Source organism: Kaistia soli DSM 19436, assembly GCF_900129325.1.
Lineage (GTDB): Bacteria > Pseudomonadota > Alphaproteobacteria > Rhizobiales > Kaistiaceae > Kaistia > Kaistia soli.
On the sequence record NZ_FQUP01000004.1, the window covers coordinates 520,952 to 537,378 of the forward strand.

Below are 16,427 nucleotides of genomic sequence, written 5' to 3' on the forward strand. Positions count from 1 at the left end.
GCGTGCGGCGGCGGGGGAACGGATTCCCCGCCGCCACCGCCCGTCACGCCCATGTTCGGATTCATCATCCGGCGAACGCTGCTGGTCATCCCGACCTTTCTCGCGATCGCCTTCCTGACCTTCGTCGCGATCCGCCTCGTTCCGGGCGATCCGATCGAGGTGCGCACCGGCGAGCGCGGCATCTCGGCTGCGAGGCTCGCCGAATTTCGCCATGAACTCGGCCTCGACCAGCCGGTCTGGAAGCAGTTCCTCGATTATCTCTGGCAGATCGGCCATGGCGATCTCGGCACGTCGATCTCCACCCATGCCCCAGTGCTGCAGGAATTCCTGACGCTGTTCCCGGCGACGATCGAGCTCGCTCTTTGCGCGATGATCTTTGCGGTCGTGCTCGGCATTCCGGCCGGTGTGATCGCGGCGACGCGGCGCGGCACCTTCATCGATTATTCGGTCATGGGCGTCGCGCTCACCGGATTCTCGATGCCGATCTTCTGGTGGGGTCTGCTGCTGATCCTGCTGTTTTCGGTCCAGCTTGATCTGACGCCGGTCTCAGGCCGGATCGACCTGCTGTATTATTTCGACCCCGTTACCGGCTTCATGCTGATCGACAGCCTGCTCTCCGGCCAGGACGGTGCGTTCCTCTCGGCACTTTCCCACCTGATCCTGCCGACCATCGTGCTCGGCACGATTCCGCTCGCGACGATCGCGCGCATGACCCGTTCGACGATGCTGGAGGTTCTCGGCGAGGATTATGTCCGCACAGCGCGGGCGAAAGGCCTTTCGCCCTTCCGCGTCGTCGGAATCCATGCGCTGCGCAACGCCCTCATCCCGGTCGTGACGGTGATCGGCCTGCAGGTCGGCACGCTGATGGCGGGCGCGGTGTTGACGGAATACATCTTCTCTTGGCCCGGCATCGGCACATGGCTGATCGAATCCATCCAGCGCCGTGACTATCCGGTGCTGCAAGGCGGTATCCTGCTGATTTCCGGCATCGTCATCCTGATCAATATCCTGGTCGACGTACTCTATGGCGTGCTGAACCCGAGGATCCGCCATGGCCGCTGATAAAGCCCCCGCCGTCAATGCGGCCGGCCCCGCGGTCAAACCGCCGCCCGGTGCTTTTGCCGCCTTCTTCCGTGACTTCTCCGAAAACCGCGCAGCGCTTGTCGGCCTCATCCTGCTCGGCGTACTGGTCTTCATCGCGGTCTTCGCCAACTTCCTCGCGCCCTATGGGCCGAGCGAGCAGTTCCGCGACTTCGTGCGCGTGCCGCCGATGTGGGCCGAGGGCGGCACCTCTGCCTTCCCGCTCGGCACCGACGAGGTCGGCCGCGACATGCTCTCGCGGCTGATGTACGGCGCGCGGCTCTCGCTGTTTATCGGTATCGCGGTGGTGATCGCGTCTATGTTCGCCGGCATCGCGCTCGGCCTCGTCGCCGCCTTCGCACCGGGATGGCCCTCGATCATCATCATGCGCGCGATGGACGTCATTCTGTCGGTGCCGAGCCTGCTGCTCGCCATCGTCATCGTCGCGATCATCGGCCCGAGCCTCACTAACACGATCGTCGCGATCACCATCGTCTACCTGCCGAACTATGTCCGTTTGGTGCGCGCCTCGGCGCTCAGCGAGAAATCGCGCGACTATGTCATCGCGGCGCGGGTCGCCGGGGCCGGCACGCTGCGGATCATGTTCCTGACTGTGCTGCCCAATTGCATGGCACCGATCATCGTGCAGGCGGCGCTCACCATCTCCAACGCGATCCTCGAAGCCGCGGCGCTCGGCTTTCTCGGCCTCGGCGCGCAGCCGCCTTCGCCGGAATGGGGCGCGATGCTCGCATCGGCCCGCGAATTTCTGCAATCCGCCTCTTGGATCGTCACCGAGCCGGGCCTCGCGATCCTGATCACTGTCCTCTCGATCAACCTTGTCGGCGACGGTCTTCGCGACGCCCTCGACCCGAAGATGAGGAGGAGCTGATGGCGCTTCTGGAAATCAACGACCTTTCGGTCGACTTCGACACTGCCTCCGGGCTTTTTCGTGCCGTCGACGGCGTGTCGCTCAGCGTTGATGCCGGCGAAATCCTTGCAATCGTCGGTGAATCCGGCTCGGGCAAGTCGGTCGCGATGCTCGCGGTCATGGGGCTGCTGCCGTGGAGCGCGACCGTGACGGCGAAGCGCCTCGCATTCGACGGGCGCGATCTGCTGACGCTGACGCCGCGCGAACGGCGGAAGCTGGTCGGCAAGGACATGGCCATGATCTTTCAGGAGCCGATGTCGAGCCTCAACCCGTGCTTCACGGTCGGCTTCCAGATCGGCGAGACGCTCAAGGTGCATCTCGGCCTCGACAAGACCGCGCGCCGGCTGCGCACGCTTGAACTCCTTGCCGCCGTGGGCATCCCGGATCCGGAGCGGCGGCTCACCGCCTTTCCGCACCAGCTTTCGGGCGGCATCAGCCAGCGGGTGATGATCGCCATGGCGCTTGCCTGCCGGCCGAAGCTCATCATCGCCGACGAGCCGACGACCGCTCTCGACGTCACCATCCAAGCGCAGATCCTCGACCTCTTGATCGCGCTGCAACGAGAGACTGGCACCGGCCTCGTGCTGATCACGCATGACATGGGCGTCGTTGCGGAGACGGCCGAGCGCGTGTCGGTGCATTATGCCGGCCAGAAGATCGAGGAACAGCCGGTTCGTGCGCTGTTCGACGATCCGCATCATCCCTATACGGCCGCGCTGCTCGCCGCGCTGCCGGAGCGGGCCAAAGGCCGCTTCCTGCCATCGATCCCCGGCACGGTTCCGGGTCAGTTCGACCGCCCCCCGGCCTGCCTGTTCGAGCCGCGCTGCCGCTTCGCCACCGATCGCTGCCGCGAAAAGGTGCCGCCGCGCCAGGGCGCCATCGCCGGCTTCGCACTCTGTCACTATCCGCTCTCTCATGGCCGGCCGATCGGACATCCCCGGCCAGAAGGCCGCGAGGTCGCGGCATGAGCACGGTGAGCACCAGCGATCGCACGGTTCTGACCGCCCAGCATCTGGCACGTCACTATGAGGTCGGTCGCGGCGCCTTTCGCAAGCCCGCAACGATCAAGGCGCTCGCCGATGCGAGCTTCACGCTGGAGGCGGGACGGACGCTCGCCGTCGTCGGCGAATCCGGCTGCGGCAAGTCCACCCTCGCCCGCCTCGTCACGATGATCGAGCCGCCGTCGGCCGGCGCGCTGACCATTGCCGGCGTCGATATCGTCGGCGCCGACCGCGCGGCGCTGGCGGCCCTTCGCTCACGCGTGCAGATCGTTTTCCAGAATCCCTATGGGTCGCTCAATCCGCGGCAGAAGATAGGCGCGGCGCTGGCCGAGCCGCTGATCATCAACCGCAAGGAGATGAGCGCCGACGACCGACGCACGGCCGTGCTGGAAATCCTGCGGCTGGTCGGCCTCCGCCCGGAGCATGCCGATCGCTATCCGCACATGTTCTCGGGCGGTCAGCGCCAGCGCATCGCCATCGCGCGGGCCCTGATGCTTCGCCCCGATATCCTCGTTCTCGACGAGCCGGTGTCGGCGCTCGACGTCTCCGTGCAGGCGCAGGTGCTCAATCTGCTGGTCAAGCTTCAGGAAAGCCTCGGCCTCGCTTATCTCTTCATCAGCCACGGCCTGTCGGTCGTCCGACACATGGCCGACGAGATCGTGGTCATGTATCTCGGCCGCATCGTGGAGCAGGCGCCGCGCGATGTCCTGTTCGCCGGCCCCCTTCATCCCTATAGCCGCGCTCTCCTGTCCGCGACGCCGGTCGCCGATCCAGCGCGGGAGCGCGAGCGCATGCCGCTGAAGGGCGAACTGCCCTCGCCCTTCAATCCACCACGAGGCTGCGCCTTCCACACACGCTGTCCGCTTGCCTTCGACCGCTGCAGAGTCGAGCGGCCGGAACTAACCTGGCATGGAGAGACGAAGGTCGCCTGCTGGGCCGTGGAGCGCGACGACGCCTGAAACTCAGCGCGCCGGAACGAACATGCGGCGCAGCGTGCCGTCCTTCAGCCAGAACTGGTGATAGAGCGCACCCAGCACGTGCAGCGCGATCAGCACGATGAAAACCGGCTTGCCGAGTTCGTGGATTTCGCCCAGTTCCGGCCAGACATACACGGCGAGCAGGCCCGTCACCGGCATGCCGACCAGCAGGATATAGAACAGCCAATGCGCCGCATGCGCCAGCTTGTCGAGTACGGGGGCTCCTGAGGATTGCGGGTCTGGCGCGCCGCCGACAAGCCTGACAGCAAGCCGAAAGGCGACGAGAACGAGGATGGCGATGCCGACCCAGTAATGGGCAGAGGCAAGGGTCGCGTCGGTCGGATCCAGTTCCGTGCCGCGCCGCGCCGCGCGGGTCGCCATCGACATGCTTTCACCGAAGATGAGCTGGAAGAAGACCAGCGCAGCAATCACCCAGTGCAGCAAAACCTGCACACTCGAATATCCACCGATCGTCCGGCTGCTCAAGGCGATATCCTCAGTTCCGGCGGGACGACGCCCACAATGGCCGGCATCCGCATTCTAGATCAATTCTAAACTGTGGACGGTGTCGATGAAAGCCCCTTCCGGTTGAAGCCTGATGCAATCGACGGCGACATCCCCTATATCACCTGCCTCTGACCCCATCCTTCAAGCGGCGCCAGGCGCCGCCCCGGAGATCGCCTCATGACGGAAACCCAGGCCACAGTCACTCAGGTCCCGGTCACCGTGCTCACCGGCTATCTTGGCGCCGGCAAGACCACGCTTCTGAACCGCATCCTCTCGGAAAACCACGGCAAAAAATACGCTGTCGTCGTCAACGAGTTCGGCGAGATCGGCATCGACAACGATCTCATCGTCGAGAGCGACGAAGAGATCTACGAGATGAACAACGGCTGCATTTGCTGCACCGTGCGCGGCGACCTGATCCGCGTCGTCGAAGGCCTGATGAAGCGCCCCGGCAATTTCGACGGCATTCTCGTCGAGACCACCGGCCTCGCCAATCCGGCGCCGGTCGCGCAGACCTTCTTCATGGACGAGGATGTCCGCGCCAAGTCGCGGCTCGACGCCGTCATCACGGTAGCCGATGCGCTCAACCTCCTGAAGCGGCTCGATGACGCGCCCGAGGCCGAAGAGCAGATTGCCTTCGCCGACGTGGTGCTGCTCAACAAGATCGATCTTGTCAGCCCGGCTGAGCTCGCCAATGTCGAGCGCCGCATCCGCGCCATCAATCCGCACGCCACGATCCACCGGACAGAGCGCTCCGCCATCGACCTCGACAAGGTGCTCGACCGTGGCGCCTTTGACCTCGAGCGCATTCTCTCGCTCGATCCGGAATTCCTCGAGGGCGAGGATCATGACCATGACCATGATCACGTCCATGACGAGAATTGCGGCCACGATCACCATCATCATGATCACGACCATGCCCATCACGGCCATGATCATGACCATCACCACGATCATCCGCGCCACGACAACGCCGTCTTCAGCATCTCGCTGCGCGGCGGCGTACTCGATCCGCAGAAGTTCTTCCCCTGGATTCAGGAAGTGACGCAGGTCGAGGGCCCGAACATCCTCCGCCTCAAGGGCATTCTCGCCATGGACCGCGACCCGGACCGCTATGTGATCCAGGGCGTGCACATGATCATCGAGGGCACCCATCAGCGGCCTTGGCGCGACGACGAGAAGCGCGAGAGCCGTCTGGTCTTCATCGGCCGCAAGCTGAATGAAGAGGCGATCCGCAAGAGCTTCGAAGCCTGCCTCAAAGCGGCCTGAACTGGGGCGACGATGGGAAGCGCGGACACCATACCGACGCTGGTCGAATGGGCGGGCGGGACCGAAGCGTTTGGCCGCCTGACCGCGCTTTTCTACGCCAGGGTGCCCGAGGATCCGATCCTCGGGCCCGTCTTTGCAGGCATGGATCCGCATCACGCCGCGCATGTCGCGGCGTTCATCGCCGAAGTGTTCGGCGGCCCGACCGGCTATACCGGCAATGGCGGTTCACACCGCGCGATGATCGTCCGCCATATGGGGCGCCATCTGACCGAGACGCAGCGCCGGCGCTGGATCGACATGATGCTGGACACACTCGACGAGGCCGGTCTTCCGTCCGACCCCGAGTTCCGGGCGGCAGTCGTCGGCTATCTCGAATGGGGCACCCGCCTCGCCGTCATCAACTCGGCCGATGGCGCGGTTCCACCCCCCGAGGGTGCACCGATGCCAGGCTGGAACTGGGGACCGCCCGGCGGCCCTTATCGCGGTTAGTTTTCAAAGGCACCATGCCCAGCATCCAGTCCTTCCCCCTCGGCGCCTATGTCGTCGCCGCCAGCTTCCTTGGTGATCGTCCCGTCTTCGCGCTTGGCGACGGCAAGGTTGCGCTAGTCGACGGCGCGGCCGCCGAAACGCTTGGCGTTCACACCGGCGGCCTGCTCGCCGCGGCCCGCACCGAGGCCCGCGACCAGTTGATCACGACCGGTGACGACGGACGTGTCGTGTCGATCGATGCGAGTGGCACGCTCAAGGAGATCGCCGCGCGGCCGAAGAAATGGATCGACCAGATCGCGACAGGTCCCGGCGGCGTCCTTGCCTTTGCGGGAGGCCGCGAGGCGATCGTCGTGTTTCCGGACGGCAAGGAAAAGCAGTTCGCTCATGAGCGCACCGTGGCTGGCCTCGCCTTCGCACCGAAGGGCGTCCGCCTCGCCGTAGCGCGCTATAACGGCGTCTCGCTGTGGTGGGTCGGCACGGACGCGAAACCGACCGAGTTCGAATGGAAGGGCTCGCATATCGCGGTCACCTGGGCACCCGACGGACGCCATGTCGTGACCGCCATGCAGGAGAATGCGCTGCATGGCTGGCGAGTATCCGACGGCGGCGGCAACATGCGGATGTCCGGCTATCCAGGCAAGGTGAAGTCGATGTCCTGGTCGATCAAGGGCCGCTTCCTTGCCACGTCGGGCGCCGAAATGGCCGTGCTCTGGCCGTTCCACTTCAAGGACGGCCCGATGGGCAAGCAGCCGCTGCAGCTCGGCCTTAGTGCGCAGAGCGTCGTTACGCAGGTCGCTTGCCATCCGACGGAGGATGTCGTCGCGATCGGCTACAAAGACGGCTCGATCATCGCCGCCCGCTTTGCCGATGGCGATGAGGCGCGGCTGCGCAAAGCCGAAGGTGGCCCCGTCAGCGCGCTCGGCTGGGACGCAACGGGCATCCGTCTCGCCTTCGGCACCGAGGACGGAACCGCCGGGCTCATCGATCTCGCCGGCTGACAACGCCGCGCCGCTTGATCGCCAAACGCCGAAGCCGCAGCATGGCCGGGCATAACGGGCCGGCCATCGATGATCAACGTGCTGCTCAAGACTTTGCGACAGCCTTGGCCGCAGCTCATGGCGCTGGCGCTCTGCGCGCTTGCGTTTCCCAGCTTGGCCATGGCTGCGACAGAGGAGAGCACGGAAGAGACGATCTGCAGGCTGATCGAGCAGGCGGCCGGGGAAAAGGCGCTGCCGGTGGATTTCTTCACGCGGCTGATCTGGCGCGAGAGCAGCTTCCGCCCTGGCGTCACCAGCGGAGCCGGCGCGCAGGGCATCGCGCAATTCATGCCGGGCACGGCGACCGAGCGTGGCCTCGACGATCCCTTCGATCCGGAAAAGGCCATTCCCGCTTCTGCCGGCTATCTGTCCGAGTTGCGGCTCCGTTTCGGCAATCTCGGCCTCGCGGCGGCCGCTTATAATGCGGGTCCGACGCGCCTTTCCGGATGGCTCCGGAACGGTGGATGGTTGCCGGCGGAGACGGAGGACTATGTACTCTTCGTCACCGGACGCAGCGTCCATGACTGGCGCGACAACGGCATCCGCCCACCCGATGATGACAAGGAGCGCGGCAAGGATGACTGCGAACGGATCGTCGCCTCGATCCGCACCTATGCGCCGCGGCTCATCGAAGGTGCCTATGCGCCCTATGGGGTCCAGCTTTCCGGCAATTTTTCCAAGGCGCGCGCCATCGCTTCCTACCAGCGGATGGTCGGTCGTTATCCGGCGATCCTCGAAGGCCGGCCGACCCTGATTCTCGGCTCGCGCCTCGCAGGCCGCGGCCGACGCGCTTTTTATCGCGTCCGCTTGCCGGCCCCGAGTCTGAAGGCGGCGTCCGGCATCTGCGCCAGCCTGCGCAAGGCGGGCGGCGCCTGCGTGATTCTCCGCAACTGACCGGGCCGCCGGGCCGCGATCGTCTTGCTGTGATCTTTCGATAAAATTCCCTCGGCTCGTTTACACATCGTCATCTCCCTTTCGGCACAGTAACGCGTGATCGAGATGAATCGCGCCAAGCGGAAAGCAGCGCCAGACAAAGTTCCTGAGAGGGATAGACATGTGCATTAACTGCGGCCTGAACGAAGCGCTCGGCAAATTGGTAGCTGCCAATCCAGGCACGCCGCTATCGCGCTTTGCTGTCAGCCGGCGCGGTTTCGTGCGCGGCGCGCTCGCCTGCACCGCTGCGCTCGGGGCGAGCGGCATTCCGGCGTTCGCCGCCACGGACGGCAAGCCGACCTATATCTTCCGCGGCGGCAAGGTCTACACGCAGAACCCAGCAATGCCCTGGGCCGAGGCAGTCGCGGTCAGTGGCAAGACGATCCTGGCGGTCGGCACCAACGCCGAAATCGATAAGCTGAAGGGACCTTCGACAAAGGTCGTCGAGCTGGGTGGCCGGCTCCTCATGCCCGGCTTCGTCGAGGGTCATATTCATCCCTTCCTCGGCGCATTCCTGACCTCGGGCGTCGATCTTCAGGTGCCCGATCTCGACGCTGCGGTCGCCGCGATCGACGCCTATGCCAAGGCCCATCCGACGGGTCCAATCCGCGGCTTCGGCTGGCGCGTCGATATGTTCGGTCCCGAGGGGCCGACCCGACAGATTATCGACAAGATCGTCTCGGATCGCCCCGCCTTCTTCTTCTCGATCGATGGCCACAGCCTCTGGGCGAATTCCAAGGCGCTCGAAATCGCCGGCGTCAACAAGGATACGCCTGATCCGATCCCGCGCTTCAGCTATTACGCGCGCGACAAGGACGGCTTCCCCACGGGCTATGCGCTCGAGGTGAACGCGGTGCTCCAACTGGTCAACGCCGTGCAGCCGATTTCGCCGACCGCCATGGGGCAGCTGATGGTGGAGTGGATGCCGAAAGCCTCGGCCGCCGGTATTACCGCGGTCTTCGATGCGGGCGTGCCGCCGATTGGCTCGGACCAGGCCACGATCCTGTCCATGTACACGGACCTAGACAAGCAGGGGCGTCTGCCCTTCCGCGTCGTCGGTTCCTATATTGTCAAGTCGCCGCCCATCGATACCGCGGTCAAGGAACTGGAGGCGTTGCAAAAGACCGTCTCGTCGGAACTCGTGGAGATTTCCTTCATGAAGATCATCGGCGACGGGACGCAGAGCGGCTATACGGCCTGGCTGGTCGAGCCCTATTCAGATCGACCTGATTTCCGGGGTGCCTCGCCTTTCTCGGTCGAAGAGTGGATAGCGCTGATCGGCGCCACCGACGCCGCGGGATATGACGTGCACGTCCACGCATGCGGCGACGGCACGGCCCGGATGGTGCTGGACGCGATCGAAAAAGCCATCGCCAACAACCCGCCGCGCAATCGCCGCCACACGATCGCGCATCTCGTCTATGTCACCGATGAAGACATGCCGCGCTTCGGAAAGCTCGGCGTCAATTCGGAGTTCTCGGGGAACTGGTTCTCGGGCGATCCGGATACGCTCATCAACATGAAACAGCGCTATGGCGAGCGGGCCGAACTTATGTATCGCGCCAAGTCGACGCTGAAGAACGGCGGCACGATCTCCTTCGGAACGGATTGGCCGGCATCCGGCTATTTCTCGACCTTCAAGCCGCTGGATTCGATCCAGATCGCTGTCACGCGCCAGTTGATCGGCAAGAAGGACAACCCGATCCTGGCCCCTCTGGACGAGCGCCTGACAGTGGCGGAAGCCGTGCATGCCAACACGCTCGGTGCGGCGCGCCAAATCCGCCTCGAAGACAAGATCGGCTCGATCGAAGCGGGCAAGATGGCGGATCTGCTCATCCTGGAAAGGAACATCTTCGACGGCGACGTCTATGACATCGCCAGCACGAAGATCGAGCTTACCTTGATGAACGGGCAGGTGGTGCACGGGACTGCGTGAGGGAGCGATCGGCGGCCGTGGACATTGAGTGCTCATAGAAGGAGCCATCAATGATCGGACGGACCGCCTTGCTCGCCGCCGCGGTCTTCGGCGGCGTCATTGCCTCGCAGGCCCCCGAATTCGCCCAGCAATATCGGCAGCGCCTTGGCGGCGCTGTCGACGAACTCCGCCGCGTCGTCGCCGATTTCGACCGCGATGCGGCAACGGTCGGGCTCGATCGCGAGCGTGCCATTGCCAGCCTGCTCGGCGACGACACCAGGCTGGTGCAATTGCGCGGCGCCAGCACCGCCGCGTCCGTGGAGCGCTATGAGCGGCTTACCGCCCAGCAGGCGGCCTTCGAAGCAAGCGGCCCGCTTGGCCGTGTCGAGGCTGTGCTCCGCGCGCCCGATCGGGATCTGGTCGACGCAACCTGGGACAGCTACGAGCCCGCCGTCCCGACGACGACGGCCGGCGCGGTCACGGCCGCGCTCGGCTTCGTCGTCGTCTACATCATCGCCGCGTGCTGCCGTCTGGCAACCGTGCCGTTCAGACGGCGCAGGCGCATAAGGGACCGCCGCGAGACGGCCTGAGCCCTGCCCTATCCGAGCCCATGCACCAGCACGTTGCGGAACTGCCAGGGGTCGCTGGTATCGATATCCTCGGGGAAAAATCCGGGGCGATCGGTCAGCGGCGTCCAGTCGGTATAGATACCCTCGACCGTGCCGAGATAGGGCCGCTGGATGCGCAGGCAGAAGTGGTAATCCATCTCATCCGCCTCGACGATGCCGGCGGCCGGATGCTCGAGCGCCCAGACCATGCCCGCGACCACCGCGGACGTGACCTGCATACCGGTGGCGTTCTGGTAGGGCGCATTCTGCCGCGCCTCGTCGATGGTCAGGCGCGAACCATACCAGTAGGCGTTCTTTGCATGGCCATAGAGCAGCACGCCGAGCTCGTCGCGGCCGGCAATGATCTCTTCCTCGGAGAGGATGTGTTGCTTCGCCTGGCGCTGGCCTGATCGGCCAAACAGCTCATGCAGCGACAGCACCGCGTCGTTGGACGGGTGATAGGCGTAGTGGCAGGTCGGCCGGTAGACGACCTCGCCTTCCTCTCGCACCGTGAAATGGTCGGCGATCGAGATCGCCTCGTTATGCGTCACCAGGAAGCCAAGTTGCGGACCGGGAGTCGGGCACCAGGAGCGCACGCGCGTGTCGGCGCCCGGGCCGAGCAGGAAAATCGCGGCACCCGAACCGGTGTCATGCGCGCGAGCATGGTCGGGGACCCATTTCTCATGCGTACCCCAGCCAAGCTCGGCCGGCTGCAGGCCTTCCGATACGAAGCCGTCGACCGACCAGGTGTTGACGAAGGTGTCGAGCGGCTTCGGATTGCGTGAGCGCTGGGTATCGCGCTCGGCGATATGGATGCCTTTGACGCCGGTGGCGCGCATCAGCGCGGCCCATTCGCGGCGGTTCTTCGGCTCCTCGAAATCGATGCCGAGATCGCGCGCTACATCGACCAGCGCATGCTTGACGAACCATGACACCATGCCCGGATTGGCGCCGCAGCAGGAGACCGCCGTCGGCCCACCCGGATGGGCGCGCTTCTCGGCCAGAAGCTCCTCGCGCAGCGCATAGTTGGAGCGGGAGGCGGGATCGGCCTTGTGGTCATAATAAAAGCCCGGCCAAGGTTCGATGACCGTGTCGATATAGAGGCTGCCGAGTTCGCGCGTCAGCTTCATGATGTCGAGCGACGATGTGTCGACCGAGAGATTGACGCAGAAGGCCTGCCCCTCACCGCCGGTCAGAAGCGGCGTCAGCACCTCGCGGTAGTTTTCGCGGGTCAGGGCAACGCGGACATGGCGGGCACCGAAGGTCGCAAGCAGACCGGCATTCTCGTCGCCCGGCTCGACGACGACGATCTGTGCACGATCGAGCGCAAAGTGGCGCCGGAGCAATGGCAGGATGCCGCGTCCGATCGAACCGAAGCCGATAATGACCACGGGGCCATCGATACGACCATAGACCGGCCAACTCGCCATTTGCACATTCTCCTTCATTCAACCCAACAGAACGCGGCTAACCTACAGTCCTTCTGTGACGAACTGAACCGTCATGAAAAAAGCCCGGCCGCTCCCTCGCAGGAACGGCCGGGCCCTGTCGTTTCGGCGAAGGTCAAGCTGCGAGGCGCAGCGGCTCCAGCACCTCGAAATCCGGTCCGACCAGCGACGGCGTCGCGAAATCGCCCGTCGGGACCAGCATGCCGGCCGCACCCAAAAGAGCGCCCTCGGCGAATTCGAGCGCCATGAAGCGGCGCCGGTCGACCGGCCCGGGCATCAAGAGCCGCGTGGTGAGCGCGACGGAGAAGCCGAAGCGGCTGTAATAATCCGCGTCGCCGACGAGGATCACCGCCTTGTGGCCGAGTACGGCCGCGCGGTTCAGCGCGGCGCGCATCAGCTTGGAGCCGAGGCCTTCGCTCTGGCGCTCTGGGGCCACTGCGAGCGGGCCGAGCAGCAGCGCGTCGCGGCCGCCGGCCGCGACGTTCCACAGCCGCACGGTGCCAACCAGCGCATCGCCATCGCGGGCAGCGAGGGCGAGGCCGGCGGCCGGCAGGCGGCCTTCGCGCAGGCGTTCGGAGCTCTTGAGGAAGCGGTCCGGACCCATCGCGCGGTCGAGCAGGAGTTCACGGGCGCCGGCTTCCGCCGGCGCCTCTGCGCCAATCACGATCATGATGCGTTGCCTTCAGATCACGTAGGAGGCAAGCGGCTCGAAGCCGTTGAAAGCGACGGCCGAATAGGTCGTCGTGTAGGCGCCCGTGCCCTCGATCAGCACCTCGTCGCCGATCGAAAGCGTGACCGGCAGGTTGTACGGGGTCTTCTCGTAGAGCACGTCGGCCGAATCGCAGGTCGGGCCGGCGAGGATGCAGGGCGCCACGACGTCGCCGTCATGCGTCGTGCGGATCGGGTAACGGATCGACTCGTCCATCGTCTCGGCGAGGCCGCCGAACTTGCCGATGTCGAGATAGACCCAGCGCGGATCATCCTCGCGGTCGCTCTTCTTGGAGATGAGCACGACCTCGGACTTGATGATGCCGGCATTGCCGACCATGCCGCGGCCCGGCTCGATGATCGTCTCCGGGATACGGTTGCCGAAATGCCGCTTCAGCGCCTGGTCGATCGACGAGCCGTAGCTCTCGACGCCCGGGACTTCCTTCAGGTAGCGCGTCGGGAAACCGCCACCGAGATTGACCATCGACAGCTGGATGCCACGCTCGGCAAGGGTCTCGAAGATGCCGGCGGCCGACGCGAGCGCGCCGTCCCAGGCTTCCGTGTTGCCCTGCTGCGAGCCGACATGGAACGAGATGCCATAGGCAACGAGACCGAGGCTCTGCGCATGCTCAAGCACGCCGACAGCCATCTCGGGCTCGCAGCCGAACTTGCGCGACAGCGGCCATTCGGCGCCCGCGCCATCGCAGAGGATGCGGCAGAACACGCGCATGCCGGGGGCGGCACGGGCCACCTTCTCGACTTCCGCTTCGCAATCGACCGAGTAGAGCGCGATGCCCCGCGAGAAGGCGGCAGCGATGTCGCGCTCCTTCTTGATCGTGTTTCCGAAGGAGATGCGATCGGGCGTCGCGCCGGCGGCCAGCGCCATGTCGATTTCAGCCACCGAGGCGCAATCGAAGCACGAGCCGAGCGAGGCGAGCAGACGCAGGACTTCCGGCGCCGGATTGGCCTTCACCGCATAAAAGATGCGCGTGTCAGGCAGCGCATGCGCGAAGGCCAGGAAATTCTCCCGCACGACATCGAGATCGACCACGAGGCAAGGGCCGTCGGGACGTCGGGTGTTGAGGAAGTCGATGATGCGAGCGGTCATGGACGTGATCCCACGGGCCGAGCGAAGGCCCACTAGCGTTGCGAAACGGCGAAGCGGAGCAAAGCCTTCGCGCCGACCGCTATGGACGCGGACGGAACGCTGACAGAGCGCCGTTTTGCCGGCTAAGCCGGCAGATTTCGCGGGTGGCGGTCGCGGCTGGAACTCTCGCGAGTTCCGTAAGCGCCGCCGTCGCTTGGAACGGGAAAACCCGATCCGCACGCCCGGCAAGGATGTAGTGCCTCTTCAGTGACCACGGCCGATGGAGAGCCGGTAGAGACCAAAAAAGCCCGCTACGTCGTTGCTTCAAGTCGCGTCCTCCGCGGAGACGGAGTTCACCGGTTCGCTTTCCGGCTGCCGACCTTTCCAGGATCACTCCTGGACTCCTTCGTGGCCCTTTCGGGATCCACATGGGCGTCGCCCCGGCCTCTTGTCCGGAGCCCCACCGGTCGGCACGCAACCACAGGCACGTGCGATAATTGGGCAAGGCGTAGGTATGATGATCGACCGTCGCATTCAAGCGGTTTTTCGGTTCGCAGCCAGAAAATTGCATACGGGCTTGGTCCGCAGGCGAAAACGCTCGAAATCGCCGTACCCGTGACACGAAACGGTCGCATTTCCCGCAGGAACGCGAGGGATTCAGACCCCGCCCTCTTATTGGGCGGACGCTGACTGATTGGCATGCAGCGTGCTGATTCGCCCTTTTGAGCGGCCCCGCTTTCGCTTAAGCACGGGAGCAGCAAAACGGGAGAGCGGCATGAGCGAAACGGTCGTCGGCGAAAAGGGCATGGTTGTGGCGCCGCACCGGGCGGCGGCTGAGGCCGGAGCCGAGATCCTGAGGGCCGGCGGCAACGCGATCGAGGCGATGATTGCCACCGCCGCGACCATCGCCGTCGTCTATCCGCATATGAACGCGATCGGCGGCGACGGCTTCTGGCTGATCCGCGAGCCGGGCAAGGAGCCGCGCTATATCGAGGCGTGCGGTGGTGCGGGCTCGAAGGCGAGCATTCGCGCCTATCACGACAAGGGCCACGACCGGATTCCTGTGCGCGGCCCCGACGCAGCCGTGACGGTAGCCGGCGCGGTCTCGGGCTGGGACCTCGCTTTCCAGCTCTCGCAAAGCCTCGGCGGCGCCATCGACCGCCGCACGCTCCTCGCGGACGCCATCGCGAGGGCCAAGGCCGGTATCGCGGTGACGCGGTCGCAGGCGCATCTCACCAAAGTTCATCGCGATGCGCTCGCCGCCGCACCTGGGTTCTCGGACGTCTTCCTCAAGGACGGCGAAGCGCCGGCCCTTGGCGACATCATCCACCAGCCGCGCCTGGCCGAGACGCTTGACCAACTCGCCCATGCGGGTTTCTCCGATTTCTATCGGGGCGACGTCGCGCAGGTTATCGCAGACGATCTCGATCGCATGGGTGCGCCTGTAACGCGGGAGGATCTTGCCCGCCATGAAGCGCGCTTCCGCTCACCGCTCTCGGTCCGCCTCGCGGATGCCAATGTCTACAACGCCCCGCCGCCGACGCAGGGCCTCGCCTCGCTCATCATCCTCGGCGTGTTCGAGCGACTGGGCATCAAGCGCGGCGAGACGTTCGAGCATGTGCATGGCCTCGTCGAGGCAACGAAGCGCGCCTTCATGATCCGAGATCGCGCCGTCACCGATCCGCTCTTTGCCGGCGATGTTTCCGTCCATCTCAGCCCCCGCGCGCTGGAACGTGAGGCTGCGGCGGTCGACATGAAGCGGGCTCTGCCTTGGCCACAAGTCGCTCAGAAGGGGGACACGGTCTGGCTCGGCGCGATCGACTCAAATGGCCTCGCCGTCTCCTATATCCAGTCGATCTTCTTCGAGTTCGGCTCGGGCTGCGTGCTGCCCCAGACCGGCATCACCTGGCAGAACCGCGGCTCAAGCTTTTCGCTCGATCCGGGCGCTGTCAATCCGCTCGAACCGGGCCGCAAGCCGTTCCATACGCTCAACCCGGCCATGGCCCGCTTCGACGATGGCCGCATCATGAGCTACGGCACGATGGGCGGCGAAGGTCAGCCGCAGACGCAGGGGGCCGTCTTCACGCGCTATGCGCGCTTCGGGATGGACCTTGCGGCGGCCATCGACGCGCCGCGCTGGCTGCTCGGCCGGACATGGGGCTCCGACGCGACCAATCTTCGCCTCGAAAACCGTTTGGATCCCGATCTCGTGCTGGCGCTGCAGCGCGCCGGCCATGATGTCGAGGTGATCGACGAGGCCTATTCCGACGTGATGGGGCATGCCGGCGCGATCGTGCGCCGCAAGGATGGCCGTCTCTTCGGTGCCGCGGACCCGCGTTCGGACGGAGCGGCGGTGCCCGCCTGAACGGGAGCGGCGCGAGATTGGCGCGGGGTCTGAAATAAGGCTATGAAACGAACCATCGGCGGCTAAGCCGATGTC

General features: G+C 65.2%; 15 protein-coding genes. 11 read left to right on the top strand and 4 right to left on the bottom strand.

Translation table 11 applies throughout. From position 1 onward, the window contains the following. Window positions 1-51 precede the first annotated feature (51 nt). From BUB39_RS19185 to BUB39_RS19200, 4 genes are read left to right on the top strand one after another with little or no spacing between them, the layout of a single operon-like run. Window positions 52-1,062: an ABC transporter permease subunit gene (locus BUB39_RS19185; RefSeq protein WP_073056672.1), complete on the top strand. Its 1,011-nt coding sequence runs from the start codon at window positions 52-54 to the stop codon at window positions 1,060-1,062. Continuing rightward, entirely contained in the window at window positions 1,052-1,969 is a 918-nt protein-coding gene (locus BUB39_RS19190) for an ABC transporter permease subunit (RefSeq protein ID WP_073056675.1), read from the top strand. Before BUB39_RS19185 ends, BUB39_RS19190 begins: the two co-directional genes overlap by 11 nt. Beyond that, the gene (locus BUB39_RS19195) at window positions 1,969-2,976 is read left to right on the top strand and encodes an ABC transporter ATP-binding protein (protein WP_073056678.1); all 1,008 of its coding nucleotides are present in this window, start codon (window positions 1,969-1,971) and stop codon (window positions 2,974-2,976) included. Before BUB39_RS19190 ends, BUB39_RS19195 begins: the two co-directional genes overlap by 1 nt. Further along, window positions 2,973-3,968, top strand: coding sequence for a dipeptide ABC transporter ATP-binding protein (locus BUB39_RS19200; RefSeq protein ID WP_073056681.1), 996 nt, complete (start codon window positions 2,973-2,975; stop codon window positions 3,966-3,968). The genes BUB39_RS19195 and BUB39_RS19200 overlap by 4 nt, the downstream gene beginning before the upstream one ends. A 3-nt stretch (window positions 3,969-3,971) precedes the next feature. Here the strand turns inward: BUB39_RS19200 and BUB39_RS19205 are convergent, their stop codons facing one another. Next, complete coding sequence (locus BUB39_RS19205) at window positions 3,972-4,472, bottom strand: cytochrome b (RefSeq protein WP_073056684.1); 501 nt, start codon at window positions 4,470-4,472, stop codon at window positions 3,972-3,974. Window positions 4,473-4,670: 198 nt separating this feature from the next. Between BUB39_RS19205 and BUB39_RS19210 the strand changes: the two genes are divergently transcribed. The 6 genes from BUB39_RS19210 to BUB39_RS19235 all read left to right on the top strand — a co-directional run bounded on the left by BUB39_RS19210 (window position 4,671) and on the right by BUB39_RS19235 (window position 10,726). Then, complete coding sequence (locus BUB39_RS19210; protein ID WP_073056688.1) at window positions 4,671-5,762, top strand: CobW family GTP-binding protein; 1,092 nt, start codon at window positions 4,671-4,673, stop codon at window positions 5,760-5,762. 12 nt (window positions 5,763-5,774) lie between these two features. Further along, window positions 5,775-6,251 carry a group II truncated hemoglobin gene (locus BUB39_RS19215; RefSeq protein WP_073056691.1) on the top strand — a complete coding sequence of 159 codons (477 nt, stop codon included), beginning with the start codon at window positions 5,775-5,777 and terminating at the stop codon, window positions 6,249-6,251. 14 nt (window positions 6,252-6,265) lie between these two features. Continuing rightward, entirely contained in the window at window positions 6,266-7,249 is a 984-nt protein-coding gene (locus BUB39_RS19220) for a WD40 repeat domain-containing protein (protein ID WP_073056694.1), read from the top strand. Between the two features lie 69 nt (window positions 7,250-7,318). Further along, complete coding sequence (locus tag BUB39_RS19225) at window positions 7,319-8,182, top strand: lytic transglycosylase domain-containing protein (RefSeq protein WP_073056697.1); 864 nt, start codon at window positions 7,319-7,321, stop codon at window positions 8,180-8,182. Window positions 8,183-8,342: 160 nt separating this feature from the next. Beyond that, on the top strand, window positions 8,343-10,157 hold the full coding sequence (locus tag BUB39_RS19230; RefSeq protein ID WP_084527674.1) for an amidohydrolase: 1,815 nt from the start codon (window positions 8,343-8,345) through the stop codon (window positions 10,155-10,157). Window positions 10,158-10,207: 50 nt separating this feature from the next. After that, window positions 10,208-10,726 (top strand): DUF2937 family protein, encoded by a 519-nt coding sequence (locus tag BUB39_RS19235; protein ID WP_073056700.1) that lies wholly within the window; start codon window positions 10,208-10,210, stop codon window positions 10,724-10,726. Between the two features lie 8 nt (window positions 10,727-10,734). Here BUB39_RS19235 and BUB39_RS19240 read toward each other — a convergent pair whose 3' ends face one another. The 3 genes from BUB39_RS19240 to BUB39_RS19250 all read right to left on the bottom strand — a co-directional run bounded on the left by BUB39_RS19240 (window position 10,735) and on the right by BUB39_RS19250 (window position 14,008). Next, window positions 10,735-12,174: a homospermidine synthase gene (locus BUB39_RS19240; protein ID WP_073056703.1), complete on the bottom strand. Its 1,440-nt coding sequence runs from the start codon at window positions 12,172-12,174 to the stop codon at window positions 10,735-10,737. Window positions 12,175-12,307: 133 nt separating this feature from the next. Further along, the gene (locus tag BUB39_RS19245; RefSeq protein WP_073056706.1) at window positions 12,308-12,862 is read right to left on the bottom strand and encodes a GNAT family N-acetyltransferase; all 555 of its coding nucleotides are present in this window, start codon (window positions 12,860-12,862) and stop codon (window positions 12,308-12,310) included. A 12-nt stretch (window positions 12,863-12,874) separates the two neighbouring features. Next, window positions 12,875-14,008, bottom strand: a complete 1,134-nt coding sequence (locus BUB39_RS19250; RefSeq protein ID WP_073056709.1) for a type III PLP-dependent enzyme — start codon at window positions 14,006-14,008, stop codon at window positions 12,875-12,877. A gap of 754 nt (window positions 14,009-14,762) precedes the next feature. Here BUB39_RS19250 and BUB39_RS19255 point away from each other — a divergent pair. Continuing rightward, the gene (locus BUB39_RS19255; RefSeq protein WP_073056711.1) at window positions 14,763-16,352 is read left to right on the top strand and encodes a gamma-glutamyltransferase family protein; all 1,590 of its coding nucleotides are present in this window, start codon (window positions 14,763-14,765) and stop codon (window positions 16,350-16,352) included. The last annotated feature ends 75 nt before the right edge of the window (window positions 16,353-16,427 follow it).